16 protein-coding genes are annotated in these 19,025 nt (G+C 53.2%); 11 read left to right on the forward strand and 5 right to left on the reverse strand.

All coding sequences use genetic code 11. The annotated features are described in order from the left end of the window. Nucleotides 1-315 precede the first annotated feature (315 nt). The 3 genes from ABFB09_RS05930 to pyk form a co-directional block, all read right to left on the reverse strand. Complete coding sequence (locus tag ABFB09_RS05930) at nt 316-1,590, reverse strand: ABC transporter permease (protein WP_347000583.1); 1,275 nt, start codon at nt 1,588-1,590, stop codon at nt 316-318. Continuing rightward, nucleotides 1,580-2,260: an ABC transporter ATP-binding protein gene (locus ABFB09_RS05935; protein WP_347000584.1), complete on the reverse strand. Its 681-nt coding sequence runs from the start codon at nt 2,258-2,260 to the stop codon at nt 1,580-1,582. The genes ABFB09_RS05930 and ABFB09_RS05935 overlap by 11 nt, the downstream gene beginning before the upstream one ends. 171 nt (nt 2,261-2,431) lie before the next feature. Then, nucleotides 2,432-3,868 carry a pyruvate kinase gene (pyk, locus tag ABFB09_RS05940; RefSeq protein WP_347000585.1) on the reverse strand — a complete coding sequence of 479 codons (1,437 nt, stop codon included), beginning with the start codon at nt 3,866-3,868 and terminating at the stop codon, nt 2,432-2,434. A gap of 365 nt (nt 3,869-4,233) precedes the next feature. Between pyk and ABFB09_RS05945 the strand changes: the two genes are divergently transcribed. The 9 genes from ABFB09_RS05945 (at nt 4,234) to ABFB09_RS05985 (ending at nt 13,241) form a co-directional block, all read left to right on the forward strand. Continuing rightward, complete coding sequence (locus ABFB09_RS05945) at nt 4,234-4,464, forward strand: hypothetical protein (protein WP_347000586.1); 231 nt, start codon at nt 4,234-4,236, stop codon at nt 4,462-4,464. Nucleotides 4,465-4,473: 9 nt separating this feature from the next. Further along, nucleotides 4,474-5,040 (forward strand): YkgJ family cysteine cluster protein, encoded by a 567-nt coding sequence (locus ABFB09_RS05950; protein ID WP_347000587.1) that lies wholly within the window; start codon nt 4,474-4,476, stop codon nt 5,038-5,040. A 122-nt stretch (nt 5,041-5,162) separates the two neighbouring features. After that, complete coding sequence (gene dnaN, locus ABFB09_RS05955; protein WP_347000588.1) at nt 5,163-6,293, forward strand: DNA polymerase III subunit beta; 1,131 nt, start codon at nt 5,163-5,165, stop codon at nt 6,291-6,293. Between the two features lie 72 nt (nt 6,294-6,365). Continuing rightward, nucleotides 6,366-7,610, forward strand: a complete 1,245-nt coding sequence (locus ABFB09_RS05960) for an ATP-binding protein (RefSeq protein ID WP_347000589.1) — start codon at nt 6,366-6,368, stop codon at nt 7,608-7,610. Then, a complete protein-coding gene (locus ABFB09_RS05965) occupies nt 7,603-8,187 on the forward strand; it encodes a DUF4276 family protein (RefSeq protein ID WP_347000590.1) in 585 nt (194 codons plus the stop codon). The genes ABFB09_RS05960 and ABFB09_RS05965 overlap by 8 nt, the downstream gene beginning before the upstream one ends. A gap of 1,012 nt (nt 8,188-9,199) precedes the next feature. Then, on the forward strand, nt 9,200-9,478 hold the full coding sequence (locus ABFB09_RS05970; RefSeq protein WP_347000591.1) for a hypothetical protein: 279 nt from the start codon (nt 9,200-9,202) through the stop codon (nt 9,476-9,478). 16 nt (nt 9,479-9,494) lie between these two features. Beyond that, entirely contained in the window at nt 9,495-10,532 is a 1,038-nt protein-coding gene (locus ABFB09_RS05975) for a hypothetical protein (protein ID WP_347000592.1), read from the forward strand. Nucleotides 10,533-10,543: 11 nt separating this feature from the next. Continuing rightward, complete coding sequence (locus ABFB09_RS05980; RefSeq protein ID WP_347000593.1) at nt 10,544-11,839, forward strand: MBL fold metallo-hydrolase; 1,296 nt, start codon at nt 10,544-10,546, stop codon at nt 11,837-11,839. Between the two features lie 328 nt (nt 11,840-12,167). Next, nucleotides 12,168-13,241 carry a M42 family metallopeptidase gene (locus tag ABFB09_RS05985; RefSeq protein ID WP_347000594.1) on the forward strand — a complete coding sequence of 358 codons (1,074 nt, stop codon included), beginning with the start codon at nt 12,168-12,170 and terminating at the stop codon, nt 13,239-13,241. Between the two features lie 103 nt (nt 13,242-13,344). Here the strand turns inward: ABFB09_RS05985 and ABFB09_RS05990 are convergent, their stop codons facing one another. Further along, nucleotides 13,345-13,584, reverse strand: a complete 240-nt coding sequence (locus ABFB09_RS05990) for a hypothetical protein (protein WP_347000595.1) — start codon at nt 13,582-13,584, stop codon at nt 13,345-13,347. A 284-nt stretch (nt 13,585-13,868) separates the two neighbouring features. Here ABFB09_RS05990 and ABFB09_RS05995 point away from each other — a divergent pair, with 284 nt between their 5' ends. Then, nucleotides 13,869-16,745 (forward strand): hypothetical protein, encoded by a 2,877-nt coding sequence (locus tag ABFB09_RS05995; protein WP_347000596.1) that lies wholly within the window; start codon nt 13,869-13,871, stop codon nt 16,743-16,745. A 26-nt stretch (nt 16,746-16,771) separates the two neighbouring features. Here the strand turns inward: ABFB09_RS05995 and ABFB09_RS06000 are convergent, their stop codons facing one another. After that, nucleotides 16,772-17,215 carry a YqhA family protein gene (locus tag ABFB09_RS06000; protein ID WP_347000597.1) on the reverse strand — a complete coding sequence of 148 codons (444 nt, stop codon included), beginning with the start codon at nt 17,213-17,215 and terminating at the stop codon, nt 16,772-16,774. A 176-nt stretch (nt 17,216-17,391) separates the two neighbouring features. Here ABFB09_RS06000 and ABFB09_RS06005 point away from each other — a divergent pair, with 176 nt between their 5' ends. Continuing rightward, entirely contained in the window at nt 17,392-19,005 is a 1,614-nt protein-coding gene (locus tag ABFB09_RS06005; protein WP_347000598.1) for an AAA family ATPase, read from the forward strand. Nucleotides 19,006-19,025 lie beyond the last annotated feature (20 nt).

Below are 19,025 nucleotides of genomic sequence, written 5' to 3' on the forward strand. Positions count from 1 at the left end.
GCCAGCGTTTATGAGTTGTGATCCGTGGATTGCCATAGTGGTTCGAAAGGCCTTGTTTTCGATCTTCCCCGGAAACGGCGTCGAAAATGCGAACACGCAACGAGATATCTGGTTTTCTAACGGGGAGAACACATGATACCACACGTTCACTCGTGGGTTGTCAATAGGAGTTTGGCGGGTTTTAGAGATTTTAGAAAATATTTCTGGCGAGCGGCATTCGGTGTGATGGAGGCATCTTAAATCCCTCTTAATCTCCCTTTACGAAAGGGAGAGACGCGAATGGGCGACTCGCGACCCGCGACTCACAACTCTCGCCTACTCGTAACGGAGGGCGTCCACGGGATCCAACCTGGCGGCGCGGCTGGCGGGGTAGCGGCCGGCCAGCAGGCTTACGCCGGTGGTCAGCAGGATGACTCCGGGCACCAGCCAAAGGGGGAACGAAGTCAGGTCGAAGCCGGGGAAATCGGTTAGGAAGGTGCGCGCGCCGATGAAGTTGAGCGCCCGTCCTAAAAGGAGCGCCAGGCCGCCGCCGATAGCGCCGCCGAGGAAGCCCAGGGCCGCGCCTTCCATGGTGAACAGGGAACGGATATCTGAGCGGGTAGCGCCGACGGCTTTCATGACGCCGATCTCACGGGTGCGTTCATGGATGGCCATCAACAAAGTGTTGATGATGCCGATGGCGGCCACGATCAGGGCGATGACGCCGAAGGCGGAAAGGCCGATCTGGATGACGCTGAAAACGCTGTTGATCTGGGCCAGGATGTCGTCCGGGGTGGTGGCGACAAAGCCGAGGTCGCGCACCGCCTGGGCGACCGCCCCGACCTGGGAAGCATCATTAGCCTTGAGTTGCAGGAAAAAGCCGGGCTGGGACTCGGAGTAGCGCTCCGGGTTGCTCTGGTAGAAGCGCCCCATCTCGATGGCGTCGGCCTGGGGGATCAGGAGTTCGGCGCTGGAGACCTGCTTGTCGATTACCCCGACGATGGTGAAGGTGTAATCCTGGGAGGAGAAATCATAGGCCACCTGCTTGCCGACGTTCACCGTGACGGTGCGCCCGATAATCGACGAATCGTCCGCCCAGCCGAAAGCCTCCAGGTAGTTGTAAGCGATGAGCGCCACGCCGCGGTCGTCGTCGCTGAAACTCGTGCCCAGGAAGAGCGGCCGGATGCCGGCTTCGTACGCCGCCACGCCGGAAACGCTGACGGTGAAGATCCGATCGCTGTCGTCCGGTTTGACGTACCGGGCGGAGGCGCTCACCAGGTAATCGACGCGCTCCACGCTGGGAATAGCTCTAAGTTTTTCGACATCTTCCGCGGTGAATGGGCTGATGACGGTGGTCTCCGTGGTGCGGATCTCCTGCGGCCCGCCGCCGCCGAAACCACCGATGTCGCGGCCGGAAGAAGCGATAACGGCGGTGTCCGGAAAGCTCAGGCCGAACTGCCCGACGACGAAGGACTGTAGCCCCGAGCCCAGTGACACCACCAGGGAGATGAGCGTGGCGCCGATAACCACCGCCGCCACCGTCAGCGCGGTGCGCAGCTTGCGCCGCCACAGGTTGGAAAAGGCCATGCTTAAAAGCTCGTTAATTTTCACGATGGTCTCCGACTATCAGTCCGTCCCGCATGGTGACGACGCGGCGGGCCCGGCGGGCCAGTTCCGCGTCGTGAGTGGCCACGATGAGGGTGATGCCCTTTTCCGCGTTGAGTTTGCCCAAAAGGTCCATGATCCGCCCGCCGTTGGCGGTGTCCAGATTGCCGGTGGGCTCGTCGGCGACGATGATAGCGGGATCGGTGACCAGGGCGCGGGCGATGCTGACACGCTGGCGCTCACCGCCGGAAAGCTGATTCGGCCGGTGGTCGGCCCGGTGTCCCATACCCACCGCCTCCATGGCGACCAGCGCCCGCCGCAGCCGCTCCGCCTTGCTAATGCCGCTGAAGATGAGCGGGATGGCCACGTTCTCCAGCGCAGTATAGGTCGGATGCAGGTGAAAGGCCTGGAAGACGAAGCCGATGTTATGGTTGCGGTAGGCGGCCAATTCCTTGTCCGACGCGTTAGACAAATCCCGGCCCTCCACGATGATGCTGCCCTCGGAAGGCGTATCCAACCCCCCGATCAGGTGGAGCAGGGTACTCTTGCCGGAGCCGGAAGGCCCGACGAATGCGGCGAATTCACCTTTGGGCAGTTCCAGGCTGACGCCGGCCAGGGCGTGGACGACCTCGGAGCCGAGGATGTAGTCTTTTTTTAGGTCGGTTACTTTTATCATATTAGTTATCTCTGCTTTCGGGTTATCCCCGCTCAACAAATCTCGTTTTCGTGAGGTGCCCCCTCACTCCTTCGACTACGCTCAGGACAGGCTTGATCCTCTCCCCGTGGGGGAGAGGAAATTAGCACCGGGCGGGCGAGGCATGCCTCGCCCCTACACAATATTTTGGCGCTATCCTACTTCCTGTACTTTCAAGAGGTTGGTGGTGCCTGCTACTCCCAGCGGGACGCCGCCGGTGACGATGATGTTGTCTCCGGACTTGGCCAGTTTGAGTTTCTTGCACAAGCGCACCGCAGTGGCGAAGAGGTCGTCGACGGTTTTGGGGGTGGGGATCTGGCTGGCCTGGACGCCCCAGTTCAGGATGAGGCGGCGGCAGATGTCGCCGTTGGGTGAAATGGCGAGGATCGGGGCGCTGGGGCGGTATTTGGCTACACGTCCCGCCGTGGAGCCGGACGAGGTGAAAGCCACGATGGCCGCGGCGCCGAGCTTGCGGGCGGTCAGGCAGGCGTTGTAGGCGATGAGTTCCTCGGGCTGGTTGATGATCCAACTGTCCCGCTCGGCGATCCACAGGTCGTAGGGCAGCGTTCTCTCGGTCTCCATGGCGATGGCGGACATCATCTCCACCGCCAGCACCGGGTATTTGCCCACCGACGTCTCCGCCGAGAGCATGACCGCGTCGGTGCCATCGAGAAGAGCATTGGCAACGTCGGACACCTCGGCGCGGGTCGGGCGGGCGGCGTGGATCATCGATTCGAGCATCTGGGTGGCGGTGATGACCGGTTTGCCGGCCCGGTTGGCCTTGTGGATGATCTCCTTCTGCACCAGCGGCAGGCGCTCCAGGGGGATATCGACCCCCAGATCTCCCCGCGCCACCATGACGCCGTCGGCCTCGGCCAGGATGGCGTCGAACACCGCCACCGCCGCGCCGCGCTCTATCTTGGCAATGAGGGGGATATCGGCGTTGCGCTTCTTCAAAATCTGTCGCACGTGAACGATATCCGCCGCCCGGCTGACGAAGGACAGCGCCAGGAAATCCGGCCGCTGCCCGATAGCGAAGTCAAGGTTGCTCTTGAGCAGGTCCGACATGAACGGCATGCTGGACTTGCGCCCCGGTATGGCGATGCCCCGTCCGGACGTCAGCAGTCCCCCGACCAGCACGGTGCAGGTGACATCGGTATCCGTGACATCCCGGCATTTGAGCTGCATAGCTCCGTCGTCCAGAAGCACCGTGTCCCCGGCGCGGACGTCCTTGGGCAGCGTCGGCAGGTTGACCGGAACCTCGCCGCCGTCGCCGGTTACGTCCCGGGTGGTCAAGACGATGGTATCGCCTTTTTCCAGTTTGATACCCGACGAGGACAGCGCGCCGACGCGGTGCTTGGGTCCCGGCAGGTCGATGAGGACCGCCACCGGCACCCCCAGCCGTTTGCTCTCAGCGCGGACACGTTTCACCTGCTCCGCGTGTTCTTCCAGCGTGCCGTGGGACAGGTTCAGCCGCGCCACGTTCATGCCGGCGGTGATGAGTTCCGCGAGTACCTCGGGGGAGGCTGAGGCGGGGCCGATGGTGGCCACGATCTTGGTGCGGCGGGCGGCGTTGGGTTTATGCTTCATAATCGAATTATCACATATGAGGGATGGTTGCTCAAGAAAGTGGAGCCGGGGGAATTACTTTCTGCTCTAAGATAAGTCCAAAATCCCCCTTAGTCCCCCTTTGCAAAAGGGGGAAACAGAACGATGTTTCACGAGAGCGCCACGAGGGATGAATAAGGTTTTTCTGCTCCAAGATAAATCCTAAATCCCCCTTAGTCCCTCCTTCGACAGGCTCAGGACAGGCCTTTGCAAAGGGGGAGACAGAACGCGCCCCAGGGTCGATCTGAGATCGAGCCCTACAGGGATCGACAAGGGGTCTTTGATATTGCGCCGGGTGATATAATATATGGTATCATCCGGTAATTCCTGAATTTGAAGGGTAGAGCATGCTCAAGAAGGGCGACCGTGTTTCCATCTCCTACCGCGCCGGCAAGGATGCCAGGGGGAACTATATACTGGAAACCCTGAACGATGCCGAGGTGGAAGAGTACACCGGCAGCATCCTCCGGGTGAGGACTTTCGATCAGGTACCCGGACCGCACGGCGACGAGGTCGAGATCAAGCATTTCACCTTCGACGTCAACTCCCCGGAATTCGTCGGGGCTATGCCGGAGTAGCTCCGGGAAATGCTACCAGACCTGTCCGGTTTCGATCTGGCCAAACACGGCCTTTCCGGGCTCGACCTCAAACCCAGCCATCTGTGGACCGACGACGAGATGGACCGTTTCCTCGACGCGCTGCGCCTCGAGTGCGCCGACCCGGTACTGGGCATGCGCTACACCAAAAAGGTGGCCCAGGCGCTCCTGGACCTGTCGCAATGCCGCCGCTGCGGCCGCTGCTGCGACGCCGACCCGGATCACCCGGAGAACAACGGGGTGATCGTCCAGGAAGAGGAACTCAAGACTATCGCCAAACATACCGGCATAGGGTATTCCGTACTCATCAAAAACACCTACCGGGAGAAGAAGCCCGGCAACCGAAGCATCCGCTATCTCAAGCAGCCGTGTCCTTTCCTGAGCCCCCAGGGTTGCAAAATATATCGCAGCCGCCCCACGGTCTGCTGCAGCTTCCCGATAACCAATGTCGTCGATGACGGTAAAACGCTGGTCAAGATCAGCGTCCGCTGCGACTACGGCCGCGACATCTACAAAACCGTGCTGCGTATGACCCATGACTCCGCCCCGCCCATCTGAAAACCAAAGTCCGAAGCCGCCGTCCACTGGTTTCAAATTCACCCAAAATAATGATTGCCTCCCCGCCCGTTGCGTTATATAATCATAGACCAACTCGAATTCAGAACCGGAGGAACATCCAAATGCGCTTATCTTGTCTCCAGGAAAACTTGGCTAAAGGCCTTAACATCGTCGGCCGCGTCGCCGCCGTCCGCTCCACCCTGCCGATAACCACCAACGTGCTGATCTCCACTGACGAGGGCCGCCTGAAACTGGCCGCCACCAACCTGGAGATGGCCGTTTCCTGCTGGGTCGGCGCCAAGATAGAGGAAGAAGGCTCCACCACGGTACCGTCCAAGCTCATGGCCGAATTCATCGCCTCGCTACCCAACGATAAAATAGATATGACCTTGTCCGCCAAGAAGATACTGACCCTCAAGTGCGGCCGGTTCGAGGCGCGCATGACCGGCGTGGACGCCAGGGACTTCCCCCCCATCCCCCGCGTCGAGAGCGGCGTGACCGCCAAAGTGGACGTGGCTGAGTTCAAGAAAGGCGTTTCCCGCGTCGTCTTCGCCGCCGCCACCGACGAGTCCCGCCCGGTACTGACCGGCATCGACGCTGAATTCGACGGCTCCGTCCTGACCCTGGCCGCCGCCGACGGTTTCCGCCTGGCCGTTTACAAGATGGCCCTGGCCGAGCCAGTGTCCCAGAAGGTCAAGGCGATCATCCCCGCCAAAACCCTCTCCGAGGTCAACCGCCTGATCTCCGACGGCGATGATGCCATCAGCATCACCATCGACACCCAGAAGAGCCAGATCCTCTTCAAGCTCAAGAATATCGAGCTGGTGTCCCAACTCCTGCAGGGCACTTTCCCGCAATATTCCCAGATCATCCCGCAGTCCCACACCACCCGCACGGTGCTGGACGTGCCGCAGTTCCAGATGGCCGCCAAAACCGCCCAGATCTTCGCCCGGGACGGAGGAGGCATCGTCCGCCTGATCATGACCCCCGGCGGCGCCAAGACCCCCGGCCGCCTGTCCATCACCGCCCGCTCCGAAGAGATCGGCGACGACCAGGCCGAACTGGACGCCGCGGTCTCCGGCGACGAAGCCAAGATAGCCTTCAACGGCAAGTACCTGCTGGACGTGTTGAACGTGCTTTCAGAAGACCAGGTAGCCCTTGAAGTAACGGGACCGTCAAGCCCCGGGGTGATCCGGCCGGTGGGGACGGATAACTATATTCACGTGGTGATGCCCATGTTTGTGCAGTGGTAGCATAACTGTTTTTAAGTTACCGATGAAGGGCGGCGTGATTGCCAGAGGTACGGGCGAAAGGGTTTTGCCAATATGCATTTGACATCATTTAAAATTAACTCATATCGATCTTGTATCAATACGCGATTTCCGCTCAACAAAGAACTCACAGCTCTAATAGGAGCAAATGGTTCTGGTAAAAGTAATATTCTCAACGCAATCGTCCTGCTGACGAAGCTTATAAAATCGCGTATAGATAGAGATATTGATACCTCAACACCTAAGAAATGCAAAATAGCCGTAGAGATTGATTGTGACGGAACCCCTGTCCAGATAAAAGCAGATATCGTATTCGAGACCGATGAACGTAATATTGACGACGTATATGCCACAGATTTGAAATTCAATTTTCAAGGAATCACCAACGAGTCCGCTTGGGTCAGATTCCCATTCCCGTTTTCACCATTTCACTATCAGCGTCAGTTTAATTTTAAGTTCGACGAGTTCCTTACCATGGGTGAATTGAGGAGAATTGCTCCATTCATCGATAAATCTCAAAAAGCCATACTTAGCAATAAAAAAATAATGGCTGTATTGAGTAAAATTACTGATTATTTGAATAGTATTAGTTATTATAGTGCAAGCCAATTTTCTGACCCATCTCGATGCCCAGTTTCAATTGAACTTGAAGAAGGCAGACCAGTACGAAGAGTAAGGTGGATTGGGCATGAACAATTTATCTTAGATCTATACAAGTCTTATAAAGAAGGAAATACCCAATATAAACGATATATCAATACTGTTGGACCTGATGGCATTGGGTTGGTGAATGAAATCGAATTCACCGAGGTGGAAATGCCATCGAGTTCTTATGAAGTCAAAACTGGTGGAAAAATTAACAAGGTTGAAAGAACGCGCCTTTTAATCGTTCCACGAATAACAATTAACGATAATGAACTGTCTCCCAATCAGTTATCAGAAGGCACGTTTAAAACCCTAGCTTTAGTGTTTTACATTTTAACTGATGATAGTCGCCTATTGCTGATCGAAGAACCTGAAGTGTGTGTCCATCATGGTCTCCTTAATAGCATCATTTCGCTCATTGAAACACAATCTAAACAGAAGCAAATTATAATGAGTACCCATTCTGATTTCGTTCTTGATCGCTTACAACCCGAGAACCTGTTGCTGGTAAAGAGGTCTCAAGACAAAGGGACCGTAGCCAATACTCTTAGTAGCGTCATGAGCAAGGATAATTACAAATCACTTCATACGTACTTGGACAGGATCGGTAATCTCGGTGAATATTGGCGTGAAACAGGATTTGAGAGTGAGTAAACATATTAAACTAGGGTGCATCGCCGAAGATGACTCTGATGTAGATGCTATTAAGGTGTTTGTTAGGAAAATAACCAATAACGATAGAGTCGTTTTTGAGAGGTTTGTTGGGCAAGGGTGTGGTAAGTTAAAAAGGAAATGCCACGATTGGGCTGACCTCTTAAAGGAGAAGGGGTGTACACGTTTAGTTATCCTACATGATCTTGACAATAACACGATCAAGACCCTAGAAGCTGAAATCAATAGTTCCCTGTCACCCTGTCCTATCAAAAAACAAATAGTTTGTATACCCATTCAAGAATTGGAAGCATGGCTTTTAAGTGATCCTGAAGCTATTAAAACGAGCATGCACTTACCGTCAACGCCGAAAATTAAAGGGCTGCCTGAGACAATCGACTCACCAAAGGAACATCTTGGAAGATTAATTGCCAGAGCTTCGAAAAACGAAATAATATACATTAATACAAAGCACAACGCAAAAATTTGTAATGCATTGGCCATTGACAAAGTCTTAAGGCGCTGTCCTTCTTTCATTCCTTTTCATACGTTTATTAAAAGCCACTTCCCTTGCACCTAAGTGGGCGAAGGCATATAGCCGTGTAGATTCTCCATCCAGCTCTAAGTCCAATGTTGAGGCGACGCGTGCAAGAATCGAGTTATTGCTTTCGACTCCCTCTCTAGTTGTACTGTCTGAATAGTTGTATAGCTTTGAGCATTAAGCTGATATAGCACCTTGAATCTGATGATAAGTTTACCTTTATCAATCAGACGATCAATGGTCTTATAGTATTTCGAATCGTTGGGAATAATACTCGCAGCGACGGTCTCACTGCTTGGGAATAACGGTACTAATAATTCCATTGGTTCATAAGATATGGGAATTCTTTGACTAAAATTATCCAATGTGATTTTTTCGCCGACTTCAAAATACGTGATTTCCAAGGAGGATATCTCCCCAGGTAGAACCCCGTCATTCCTAAGGCATAGTTCGAACCTTATCTCAGTGTCCAATAAACTCAGAATTGACTTTTCATTCTGAATATAGACAAACGGTCTTACATTTAGACGCGCTATTTCAAGTGAATTGGACGCCAATTTTACGGACCTCGATGAAAAATAAGTTGATACAAATAGACTTAACATCGCAATAGCAATAGCGATGCTTTCATTAACCCCGATGTACACTATGAAACCGATCGTGGCTAGTATGGCAATTGCACTAAAAAGACCAGAGACAACACGTAGGAAAGTGAATTCACGAAGTCTGGTTCGTCTAAGTCTTAAAAATTCCATGATAGCGGCCATTATACTACTTACCTAGGAATGGCGGAAATGACCTCATTGCATGACTGCCTTTCTTAGGCTATTTGGATCCCCCTTAATTCGTATCGACGTAATGTTTAAAGCCCTCCACCTCATGGGGTGTTCGTTGGAGTCTTGACCCCCCCTCCCCGCCACGTTTAACCGTCTCTCCATCTCGCCCCGAGGCTGCAGCTCATATTTTGAAGTTGGCCAATGGCTTAATGAAGCGTTTGGTCGGCTTGTATAAATTGTCTTGACCTTCGTCACTGCAGGAGTATAATGACGCAATGTCTTACTACCTCCATGATATCAATGGGTATGTCGGCGATCTCGCTTCCACTCACGCCCTTAATTTATTGTCAGATTTCGCCCTGGCTGAGTCCGATTCAGAGACGGTCAAGCAGTTTTTCATCGAAGGACATTCTCCGATTACCCCCGACCTAATCGATGGGATAAAATCCCTTTCGAGCGGGGATCGGGATATCCAGATTACCCTGGACAACCTAGTCTTGCTACTCGGGAAGTCCAAAGAAGTGGCCATCATCACGGATGGGATGACAGCATGAGCAACCTCTTGGATATGTGGAAGAAGCCAGCCGGCATTTCAAAGGTGTAATGCTAAAATCGAGGGTTAAAGAAGAGATGCCGAAAAACGATTTTATCGAGGTTGTCGGAACCACCCAATCACTTTTAAAGAATGAGGGCGAATGGCGGGACCGTTATGCCAAGTATGCGGAAAAGATCCAAGATAATCTTGATCTAATCAGGGATGTACGTAGCAGGTTTCATGAATGGTCACCCCTTAACGTTTACATGAACATATCCTCGGCTAAAAATGCCAGAACCTCAGTTAGTTTTGAACTGAGATACCTCGGGCAGACCGTTGCAAAACTCGTGAGTAATAGAGGTATTGGACAGAAGCTGACTACAAAACCCTACGATAAAACCAACTTGCGTGACTTCGGTTGTCCCATATGTTTTTCAAATATGGATTGGCGCGGAGATAATGCTAAAAACTTCCGTGACCATTTTAAAACGCTGGGTGCACTCAAAAATGAGAGTAACGAAGAACACCGGTTGCAGGATCTATTATTAACGGAGTTTTCCAGAAAGACAGACAAGACTCTCCGCCATATCAAGCCAGTAACGATAGCAAGAACGCGATTCCCTATGCCCACACCTATCAGCGCGAGCGACCACAAACAGGTAACTTACTCCGAAGCACATGGCGGAGGCATAGACATACTTGCAAGGACTGGCACCGGTGGAAAAACTCACTTGTGTATTTTGGAGTTGAAAGACGAAAACACGAACCGTGAGCCGCCTAAAGACGCAATGAAACAAGCGGTGGCTTACTCAATTTTTATCCGGGAACTCCTTCGCAGTGATTCCGGGGCAGCCTGGTGGAAACTGTTCGGTTTCCGCCGAAATATCCCGAAACATCTTGAACTATTCGCGATCTGTGCAATGCCCTCGGGACACAATAACGACTACTCATTCCGCGACATGAAAATAGACATGGGCGGCGATACAATCAAACTCCATTACATGTATTTTACTGAAGAAAACAACAAAATAAGAGTTGATCCTATCAATACCTCGCTCGGGATCCTTGAGTAGCGGAGAAATCAGTGCACCTCACCATCCACCGGGGGTCAAAGGAAATCGGCGGCACGCTGATCGAGCTCAAAACTGAAACAACACGGATATTAATCGATGCGGGCTACCCCTTGTTCCTCAATAATGCGCCGATTGAAGACAATATCGCCAACCTACCTCCTACCGAGCTTCTTAATCTTGGAGTTCTTCCCAAAATAAAAGGACTATACTCTTGGGACAGTCCAGATTTCAACGCAGTCGTGATTTCGCACGCACATATTGACCACTATGGGCTTCTGAAATATATCAACCCAGCAATCCCCGTTTACATGTCTAAGGGCACTGAAAAACTAATACAAATCTCTCAACGTTTTCACATTTGCGATTGCTTCGATTTGGACATCAGAAATTTCTCAATGCACAAGCAAATTCAAATTGGGGACATGAGGATAAAACCCCATTTGATGGATCACTCAGCTTTTGACGCTGCTGCATTTGAAATCACCAATGAAGATAAAACGATTGTCTATTCAGGTGATTTTCGCGGACATGGACGAAAGTCTAAATGCCTCGACTATTTCATTCAAACGGTAAAAAAACATCCCGAGATACTTCTCATCGAGGGATCCATGCTCGGACGCCTTGACGAGCAAATGATGACTGAAAGCGAAATCGAGGCAGCAATCGTTGAGCGAATGGGGAGCCGCAAGGGACCTCTGCTTTTTCAATGTTCAAGCCAGAACATAGATCGCCTTGTCAGTTTCTACAGGGCTGCTTTGAGGTTAAATCGGAAATTTGTGGTCGATGTTTACACGGCCAATATACTTCACGAGCTCCGAAAACTCGGGAATAACCTGCCTTATCCATCACCGGAATACCCGAACATCAAGGTGTTTTTCCCTTTTAAGCTGACGAGAAAAATATTTAACGATATTGGCGAAGAGTACGCCCTGCGCTTCACGGACTACTATATTTCCCGAGATCGACTTAAAACCGACCAGGAAAGTCTAGTCATGGGATCGCGTCCTTCCATGCGCGTGGACATAGAAAAGTGCGGGTTGCATGACGGTGTGTTCCTGTATTCCTTATGGAAAGGTTATCGCAACGAGTCAAACCAACAATCTTTTGAAAAGTCTTTGGAGGAAAGAGGCTTTTCGTTAGAAGCCCTCCACACTAGTGGACACGCCTCTGTCATTGATATAAAGCGGGTCATCAACAGTCTTGATCCTCAAAAGGTGGTACCGATTCACACGTTGCACCCTGGTGCCTTTTGTGAGTTTTCGGACAGGACAGAACTCCAAGAGGATGGGGTCGCGTTCGAGGTGTAAAAGGGACTGGTTGGTTATTCCCGTACGAGACGCTTCCGATGAATGCGCAAGGGTGAGGGAAGAAGTCGGCAAGCTACCACGCACTTCAATCCACTACTCTATTATCTGGATTAATTCGTCACTGACCCCGCAAAGTCCCATATGTACTGGACTCTAACAGGTCATTGTAAAAAGTTCTTTGGATTGTTAGACTAACCATCAATCCAATGACTTCAAGTATATTTACCGAACTGTTTGGCTCGTTAGAATTATCACTAATCGAGCGCCCTAGATTTAAAGAGTGTAAACCGTCAGCGATAAACGAACACTTTTAGAAGAGGCAAAATATATGGATAAAACTGAATTATTGTTAAAAGAACTTACCGAAGCCAGCGGTATTCCCGGTTATGAGGGCGGCATTCACTGCATCATGAAACGACACTTTGGTAAGTTGGGAGAAGTATCAGGTGACAAACTGGGCAGTGTCATATGTGTTCAGAAGGGTACGCAAGCAGCACCGCGCATTTTAATGGCCGCTCACATGGATGAGATTGGCTTCATGGTGAAACTCATCACCCAGGAAGGATTTTTAAAGTTTGTGCCGCTCGGTGGTTGGCCTAACCAGCACATGGTGGCCCAGCGAGTGTGTATCGAGACATCAATTGGGCAGGTTGTCGGCGTTATAGGTACACCACCGCCGCATCTCTTACCCGAAAAAGAACGCAATAAGACCATTGACAAGAAAGACATGTACATTGATATCGGTGCCACCTCCAAAGCCGAGGTTGAGGCTGCGGGAGTGAAAGTCGGTGATCCTATCGTTCCCATAAGTGAATTTACCGTGTTATCGGTCAAACAGCCGACTTATATGGCAAAGGCTTTTGATGATCGTGTCGGCTGTGCCATACTGATTTCAGCGATGGAATCGCTGACTGGCGAAGATCACCCCAATACCCTCTTTGGCGTGGGCACAGTTCAGGAAGAAGTGGGATTACGAGGCGCCACCACCAGCGTTGAGTTGGTAGCACCCGATGTGGCAATAATTTTGGACATCGGGCCAATAGGTGATGTTCCAGGAATCAAGGCCGATGAATCAGTGACGCGTCTTGGAGGCGGGCCGAATCTGGTGGTTTATGACACAAGAATGATCCCCAACCTCAAGCTTAGAGATTTAGTTATCAGCACCGCCAAAGAATTAAACATCCCGTTGCAATTGGACACGCTGGAGTTTGGAGGCTATGACGGTGGCGTCATCCATCTGTATAAGAGCGGTGTTCCGACAGTGGTTATTGCACTACCGACGCGACACGCTCACAGTCACAATTCAATTATCCGGCGTGATGATTTTGACCTTGCTGTATTATTAGTAACGGCTCTGGTGCGGAAGTTAGATGAGGCAACTGTGGCCGGTTTGTGTGATTAGTACGAGCAGCACTCCATGTGTTCGTAATATACACGACCGCTTATTATCTGGGCTATCCGGCAGGGAGTTGAGTCTCAATGCTGGTGCAATAATCCATCATCCCTCAAATCACCATGATCTCCGACTGAGGCACTTCAAACTCCGTGGAACATATTTCGCATTTGAAGATGACTCTTCCCAAAGAATGGCCTGTTTTTTCAAACCTTGTAACGGAGGCGTATTCCCCGTCCACAGGGCATTTTGCAGTGAGCGAGTAGCGGTATTTTGTTTCCGGGTCTATTGTGCTGAGTTCCCCAAGATCGAACATTTTCTTGATCATTTTCGGGGCTTTCTTGGCTTCCATTGTTGGCCTCCTTCACGTAATACAAGTGGGACACTCTGATTGTATGCCTTCGTCGGGCTTCAGGCAAAGCGACGAAAACGAAAATCCCACCCTATCACCATGTTTAATCGCTTCACCACCTCGTCCTAGTTCTTCAGCTTCTGATTTAAGCGGGGAATCTCACGTTCTCGGCGGCGATAATAATTGTTGGGAGGAGGTAGGATAAAATATATTTTTATTAACCATTGAATCCGCTCAGGTGATGGCTTAGAATGAACTCAATCCCCGATAGAGGAGTTTTTTTAATGGCCGAGTATATCAAACCAGTTTCCCGGCGGCGTTTTGTCAAAGGGGTAACGGTGGCCGGCGCCGGCATTGCCATGTTCGGATTGGATGCCTGTGTAGGGGATGCAGACAAATCCGAGGGGCAACCTGAAGACGATCTTTTACACTTCCAGGGATTTGGCAAGACGGCCGGGGGAGAATGGGATGCTGAAGCTGCTGTCAGCGCGCAGGGGTTCAAGAGCGGTGACGACGTTGAGTTGTCTCTCACCCTGATGGTGCCAAATTCAATGATCACAGCTCTGGCACAATCCAAAATACTCGCGGACGGCTTCTGCCTGCTGGTCACTGCCGAACGAAGTTTCGATTTCAACGGTATTCAACGATTGCCGTCCGATGAAAAAATGTCAACGCTCATTACCCCGACCGGCCTGGCCATTGAAGGCGGAGTGCAGGGAGCGGTTACCAAGAGATACGGCTACACCTGGAAAACACCGGTGGATGAATACGTTACTGTACCCATGACGGCGAGCACAGCTTCACTCGATGAGCGCAAAGTTGATTTTACGGTTAAAACGACTATGCCGGCGGATATTCCCCCGGGCATTTACCGGTTGAGGCTGGACCTGGGGGTTACGGCGCAGGAGAAGCGTTACAGCATGGCGGGGTATAAATTCGCGACCCGGCCATCAGCGGCGAACAACCCCGCCGAATCCCATTTTTATTCGCCACCTATCCGGGTAAGCGGGACCGCCTCAGACGGCCGTCCGGTTGACGCAACGGCGATCAAACCCAGGATACCCTGGACTTTATTGTCCGCCTATAATTCCAATGGGTATGCCGGGGTTGTGGCCGATGAAGATAAACCGAATTTTGCCCTGTCGCCCCGCACCATTATACCCGACGATGTGATACTACCGATGTACGGAGACGACAATAAAACTGTTGCCTCATATTCTCTGGAGCCGCGTTTTCCAACTCAAACGATCGAGGCACGAAATGGCATACCCTTGAACAACCTGGCCGGAGAGTTGGCCTTGTCTGTAAATGGGCCCGATGGTCAAATGGTTGACCTGGGAAAAGCGCAGTTCACGGGCAAAGCGGGGGATTGGCCTACGACCAAGAATCCGACCTTCACTGCCTGGAAACCCTGGGCTTACGGCGATTACATCGTAAAAGCCGCCGGTTTCATCGTCGATACCTGGGGTAACCGGTACGAAGGCGGAGGGACATATCATTTTACCATCGCCAAACGCATGACGCTGGCTACAGCGACGTTCCAGGGCCATGCTTTCGCCGTCGGCGGCAGGTACGGGCGGGACCTGGGGTTTGCCCCGGCGGTGCCGGCCGAGGTCAAAGGCACGGCAACGCTATTTGTTAATTCCAACCCGGCGGATAAACGCACCATCACTTTTTCCGGTACAGCATCGCCATCTGGCTTGTTCACCGCAGCGCAGGGAAATGCCCAACTCATCCTGGACGCGCCGGGAGAATATGCCGCCTATATCACCGCCCGGTATACCGATCAGGAAGGCCACCTGTGGGCCTGCAGCATGCGCCATGCGGGTATCGTTTATCCAACAGACTCGAGTATCGTGGCGCATGGCAAAAAACTCACCATCTCAGGCAAGTACGTCGACCGCGGGGAAACCCATTTCGAAGGTTATGTCGATAGCGACGGAGAAAACCACCTGGCTCATATCAATTTCCCCTATAACGCCGGCGATGTCCTACTGATCGGATCGGAGCAGCAGGGGGCAAATAAGATCGAGCCGATGCTGCTGTACGACATCAAGGCGAAGCCGTTCACTTATGAAGCCGGCTGGCAAACTATCGGCGCGACAAATGTGCAGATCAAGACTTCGAACGGACTGTCGCCGCACCTGTTTCCCGAATACATAACCGACCGGGCATATTTTTACGGCGCCGCGCCGCGGCCGGGATTCATGTCGCGATTCATCGTCGGCGAGAACGGGGTGAAAGCTCCCTACTGGCCGGTTTCACCAAACTCGTTCGGCGGCCAGATCAACGCCTCTTCCAACGGCGATTTGCCGGGCACGATTTATCGATTGATCGGCGGTGTGGCCGTTTTCAACCAGGACGAGCCCCCAGCCTATGCGGGCTACCTGGCGTCCAGCTTTGTCATGCCGGGCAAGAGCAATAATAACCGGGTGATCGCGGCAGGGAGCGAGGATTTACTGGGAGCCGACGGCACCAGGGCCCGGCTCTTCATGGTAAGCATCCGCCCGGGGATGACCTACGAAACTGGGGCTTCATTCACGCCGGTGGCTCAGATCGATCCGGTGCTGCCGGCAGCGGTCAAATTCACCCTGACCCGCCCGGACGGGCGGGTGTTAGTAGCCGAGAATACCGGTGATGCCGGCGGATCCTTCGTCGGGAAAGAAAAATGGATACTGGATATACCGGGTGTATATACTTTTTTCATCGAAGCGGACTGGCAGGGCAACAAAGGCTATATGCCGGGATTGCCCAAAGACGGCGGTAAAATCTTCGTCGTCGAGCGCGAACAATTGCCTCAGAGCCTGAATTTAAGGCTGGTATTGCCGGAACAGACTGTTTTTGCCCAAAACGGGTCCATGAACATCAATGGTTTGAGCACCGGCAGCGAGGTTCATTATGCCGCGGTGACGCCGGGCGCGGTCACCATCCAGGGAGTTATCCCGGTGAAGTCCGGCAAGTTCAACTTGGTCTTTGATCCGGCAGTCATTGCCCAAGGAACACCTCTGTATGATATCAAAAACCTCAAAACGGGCAAGCCGGAGGTGAAAAGAGTTATCCACCTCACCCTGTTCAGCAGGGAAAAGGCCGCTGACGGAACAAGCTATCACTCGTTCGTACGGCTTATCATCCGGGGCACGACGGTTTTATATACGTATTAGCTGCCAACGCTGAAAGATGAGGGCAACTAGTCTTTTTTACCGCCGATATAACTGAAGCCGACGAGGGCACCGGTGACCACCGCGATGCTCAGTCCAAAAAACAGCGTCCCCTGCGGGTCTTCCCACACCACCAGGTGCTTCAGGAACACGATGCCCATGACCATGATGACGACGCTGGAAAGCTTCACCTTCAGATCATGCAGGTTCCTGATAATCAGCCACTCAGGCAGCGTCAGGTTACCGAGGAACAGTTCATAGATGCCAAGGGAGAAAATGAGCAGCACAGTGGCGATAAGGAAGATGTCCATCAGCTCGATGAGCGGAACGACATCGATGCCGCCGTTGAAGAAACCCAGGAGCACTTCAACAGAGTGCACCAAGCCCCAGCCGAAGGCCACCACCGAGGCCAGCAGCGACGCGGCAACGGCGATCAGGGTGATGTACTTGCTTTTCTCCAGTAAAGTGCGCAACAGACCGGCTTTCTCCGGTTCGGAAGGACCGGTTGTTTGTGGGTGAATCACCGGCGGATTATATCAGATTCCCCGGCGGGGCGGCGAGTAGCCTCGCATGACTATTGTTGGGGGTTTTAGCGGTGGAGTTGGGTTCAGTGTCTTAAAACACCGAGATACTGAAGAAAAAGGGAATAATGCCTCCGGCGTGTGGTACTATTACCCCCATGTCCCCCGCGATTGAAGGCCTGTCTCACGTAGAACTGAACGACCGGTTCGTGCAGGCGCTGGAACTCATGGAGCGGACGGATAAAAGCGTCTTCATCACCGGGCGCGCCGGGACGGGCAAGTCCACGCTCCTAACCTGGTTCCGGAAAACCACCGCCAAAAAGGTGGCGGTACTGGCGCCGACCGGTGTGGCGGCTTTGAACGTCAAGGGGCAGACCATCCACTCCTTCTTCGGCTTCAAGCCCAACGTCACCCTGGATAAGGTCAAGAGGAGCAAGGGGAAGGGCGGCGGCCAGAGCCTCTACCGCAAGCTCGACGCCATCGTCATCGACGAGATATCCATGGTGCGGGCCGACCTGCTCGACTGCGTCGATAAGTTCATGCGGCTGAACGGCCGCGACCCGGAGGCGCCCTTCGGCGGCGTCCAGATGATCTTCATCGGCGATCTCTACCAGTTGCCGCCGGTCATCAGCGGCGAGGAACGGGGGGTGTTCGGGTCACTCTATGAAACCCCCTATTTCTACGGCGCCCGGGTCTTCAGTTTGTTCAAGATGGAACTCCTGGAACTGGAGAAAGTCTACCGGCAGAGCGACCAGGGGTTTATAGATATCCTGAACGCCATCCGCAACAACTCCATCACCCCGGAAGGCCTGGAGCGCCTCAACCGGAGGTGTTTGCCGGACGAGATACTGGGGCCGGACGAAGGTTATATCTGCCTGACCACCACCAACGCCGCCGCCGGGAGCATCAACGAATCCCGGCTGGAGAGCCTGGCGGATCGCTCTTATCGCTTCACAGCTAACATCGAGGGCGATTTCGGCAAAGAATACCTGCCGACCAAGGTCGAACTCGAAGTGAAACCCGGCGCCCAGATCATGCTGCTCAATAATGATGTCATGGGACGCTGGGTCAACGGCAGCATCGGGCGGATCACGGAGATCGAAATTGACGGCGATGATTATGTCATCCACGCCGAACTGACCGATGGCAAAACCGTCGAGATCACCCCATTCACCTGGGAGATCTCCCGCTTCTTTGTGGAGGACGGCCAACTGCGCTCGGAACCGGCGGGCTCCTTCACCCAGTTCCCGCTGATGCTGGCCTGGGCGGTGACCATCCATAAGAGCCAGGGCAAGACCTTCGACAAGGTCATCGTCGATATCGGCCGCGGGGCTTTCGCCTGCGGCCAGACTTATGTCGCCTTGAGTCGCTGCACGGCGCTGGAGGGACTGATACTCAAGAAGCCGATACTCAAGCGCCACGTTATGACCGACTACCGCATCATGGATTTCATGACCCGGTACCGCTACGGTGAGGCGGCCGCCGCCTGCCCTGTAGACGATAGAAGGGCGATGATCGAAGACGCCATCGAAAGCGGCACCGCGCTCAGGATAACCTACCTCAAACCATCCGACGAGAGATCCGTCCGCACCATCATCCCCCGCGAGGTTGGGGAGATGGGGTACGGCGGCAAGTCATATTTGGGGGTCCGGGCGTTCTGTTTGACGCGAAAGGAAGACCGGGTTTTCCGGGTGGACCGGATATTGGAGATGGAGGGGGTGGGGTTGCCGGGTGGGGAGTGATGACACTCGCCCAGTGAGAC

The sequence above is a fragment of the Dehalogenimonas sp. THU2 genome (assembly GCF_039749495.1).
Lineage (GTDB): Bacteria > Chloroflexota > Dehalococcoidia > Dehalococcoidales > Dehalococcoidaceae > Dehalogenimonas.

Excerpts from the sequence above, each read along its gene's own strand:
- ABFB09_RS05935 (WP_347000584.1), bottom strand. The coding sequence starts at position 2,260 with ATGATAAAAGTAACCGACCTAAAAAAAGACTACATCCTCGGCTCCGAG.
- pyk (WP_347000585.1), bottom strand. The coding sequence starts at position 3,868 with ATGAAGCATAAACCCAACGCCGCCCGCCGCACCAAGATCGTGGCCACC.
- ABFB09_RS05945 (WP_347000586.1), top strand. The coding sequence starts at position 4,234 with ATGCTCAAGAAGGGCGACCGTGTTTCCATCTCCTACCGCGCCGGCAAG.
- ABFB09_RS05950 (WP_347000587.1), top strand. The coding sequence starts at position 4,474 with ATGCTACCAGACCTGTCCGGTTTCGATCTGGCCAAACACGGCCTTTCC.
- dnaN (WP_347000588.1), top strand. The coding sequence starts at position 5,163 with ATGCGCTTATCTTGTCTCCAGGAAAACTTGGCTAAAGGCCTTAACATC.
- ABFB09_RS05960 (WP_347000589.1), top strand. The coding sequence starts at position 6,366 with ATGCATTTGACATCATTTAAAATTAACTCATATCGATCTTGTATCAAT.
- ABFB09_RS05970 (WP_347000591.1), top strand. The coding sequence starts at position 9,200 with ATGTCTTACTACCTCCATGATATCAATGGGTATGTCGGCGATCTCGCT.
- ABFB09_RS05985 (WP_347000594.1), top strand. The coding sequence starts at position 12,168 with ATGGATAAAACTGAATTATTGTTAAAAGAACTTACCGAAGCCAGCGGT.
- ABFB09_RS05990 (WP_347000595.1), bottom strand. The coding sequence starts at position 13,584 with ATGGAAGCCAAGAAAGCCCCGAAAATGATCAAGAAAATGTTCGATCTT.
- ABFB09_RS05995 (WP_347000596.1), top strand. The coding sequence starts at position 13,869 with ATGGCCGAGTATATCAAACCAGTTTCCCGGCGGCGTTTTGTCAAAGGG.
- ABFB09_RS06005 (WP_347000598.1), top strand. The coding sequence starts at position 17,392 with ATGCCTCCGGCGTGTGGTACTATTACCCCCATGTCCCCCGCGATTGAA.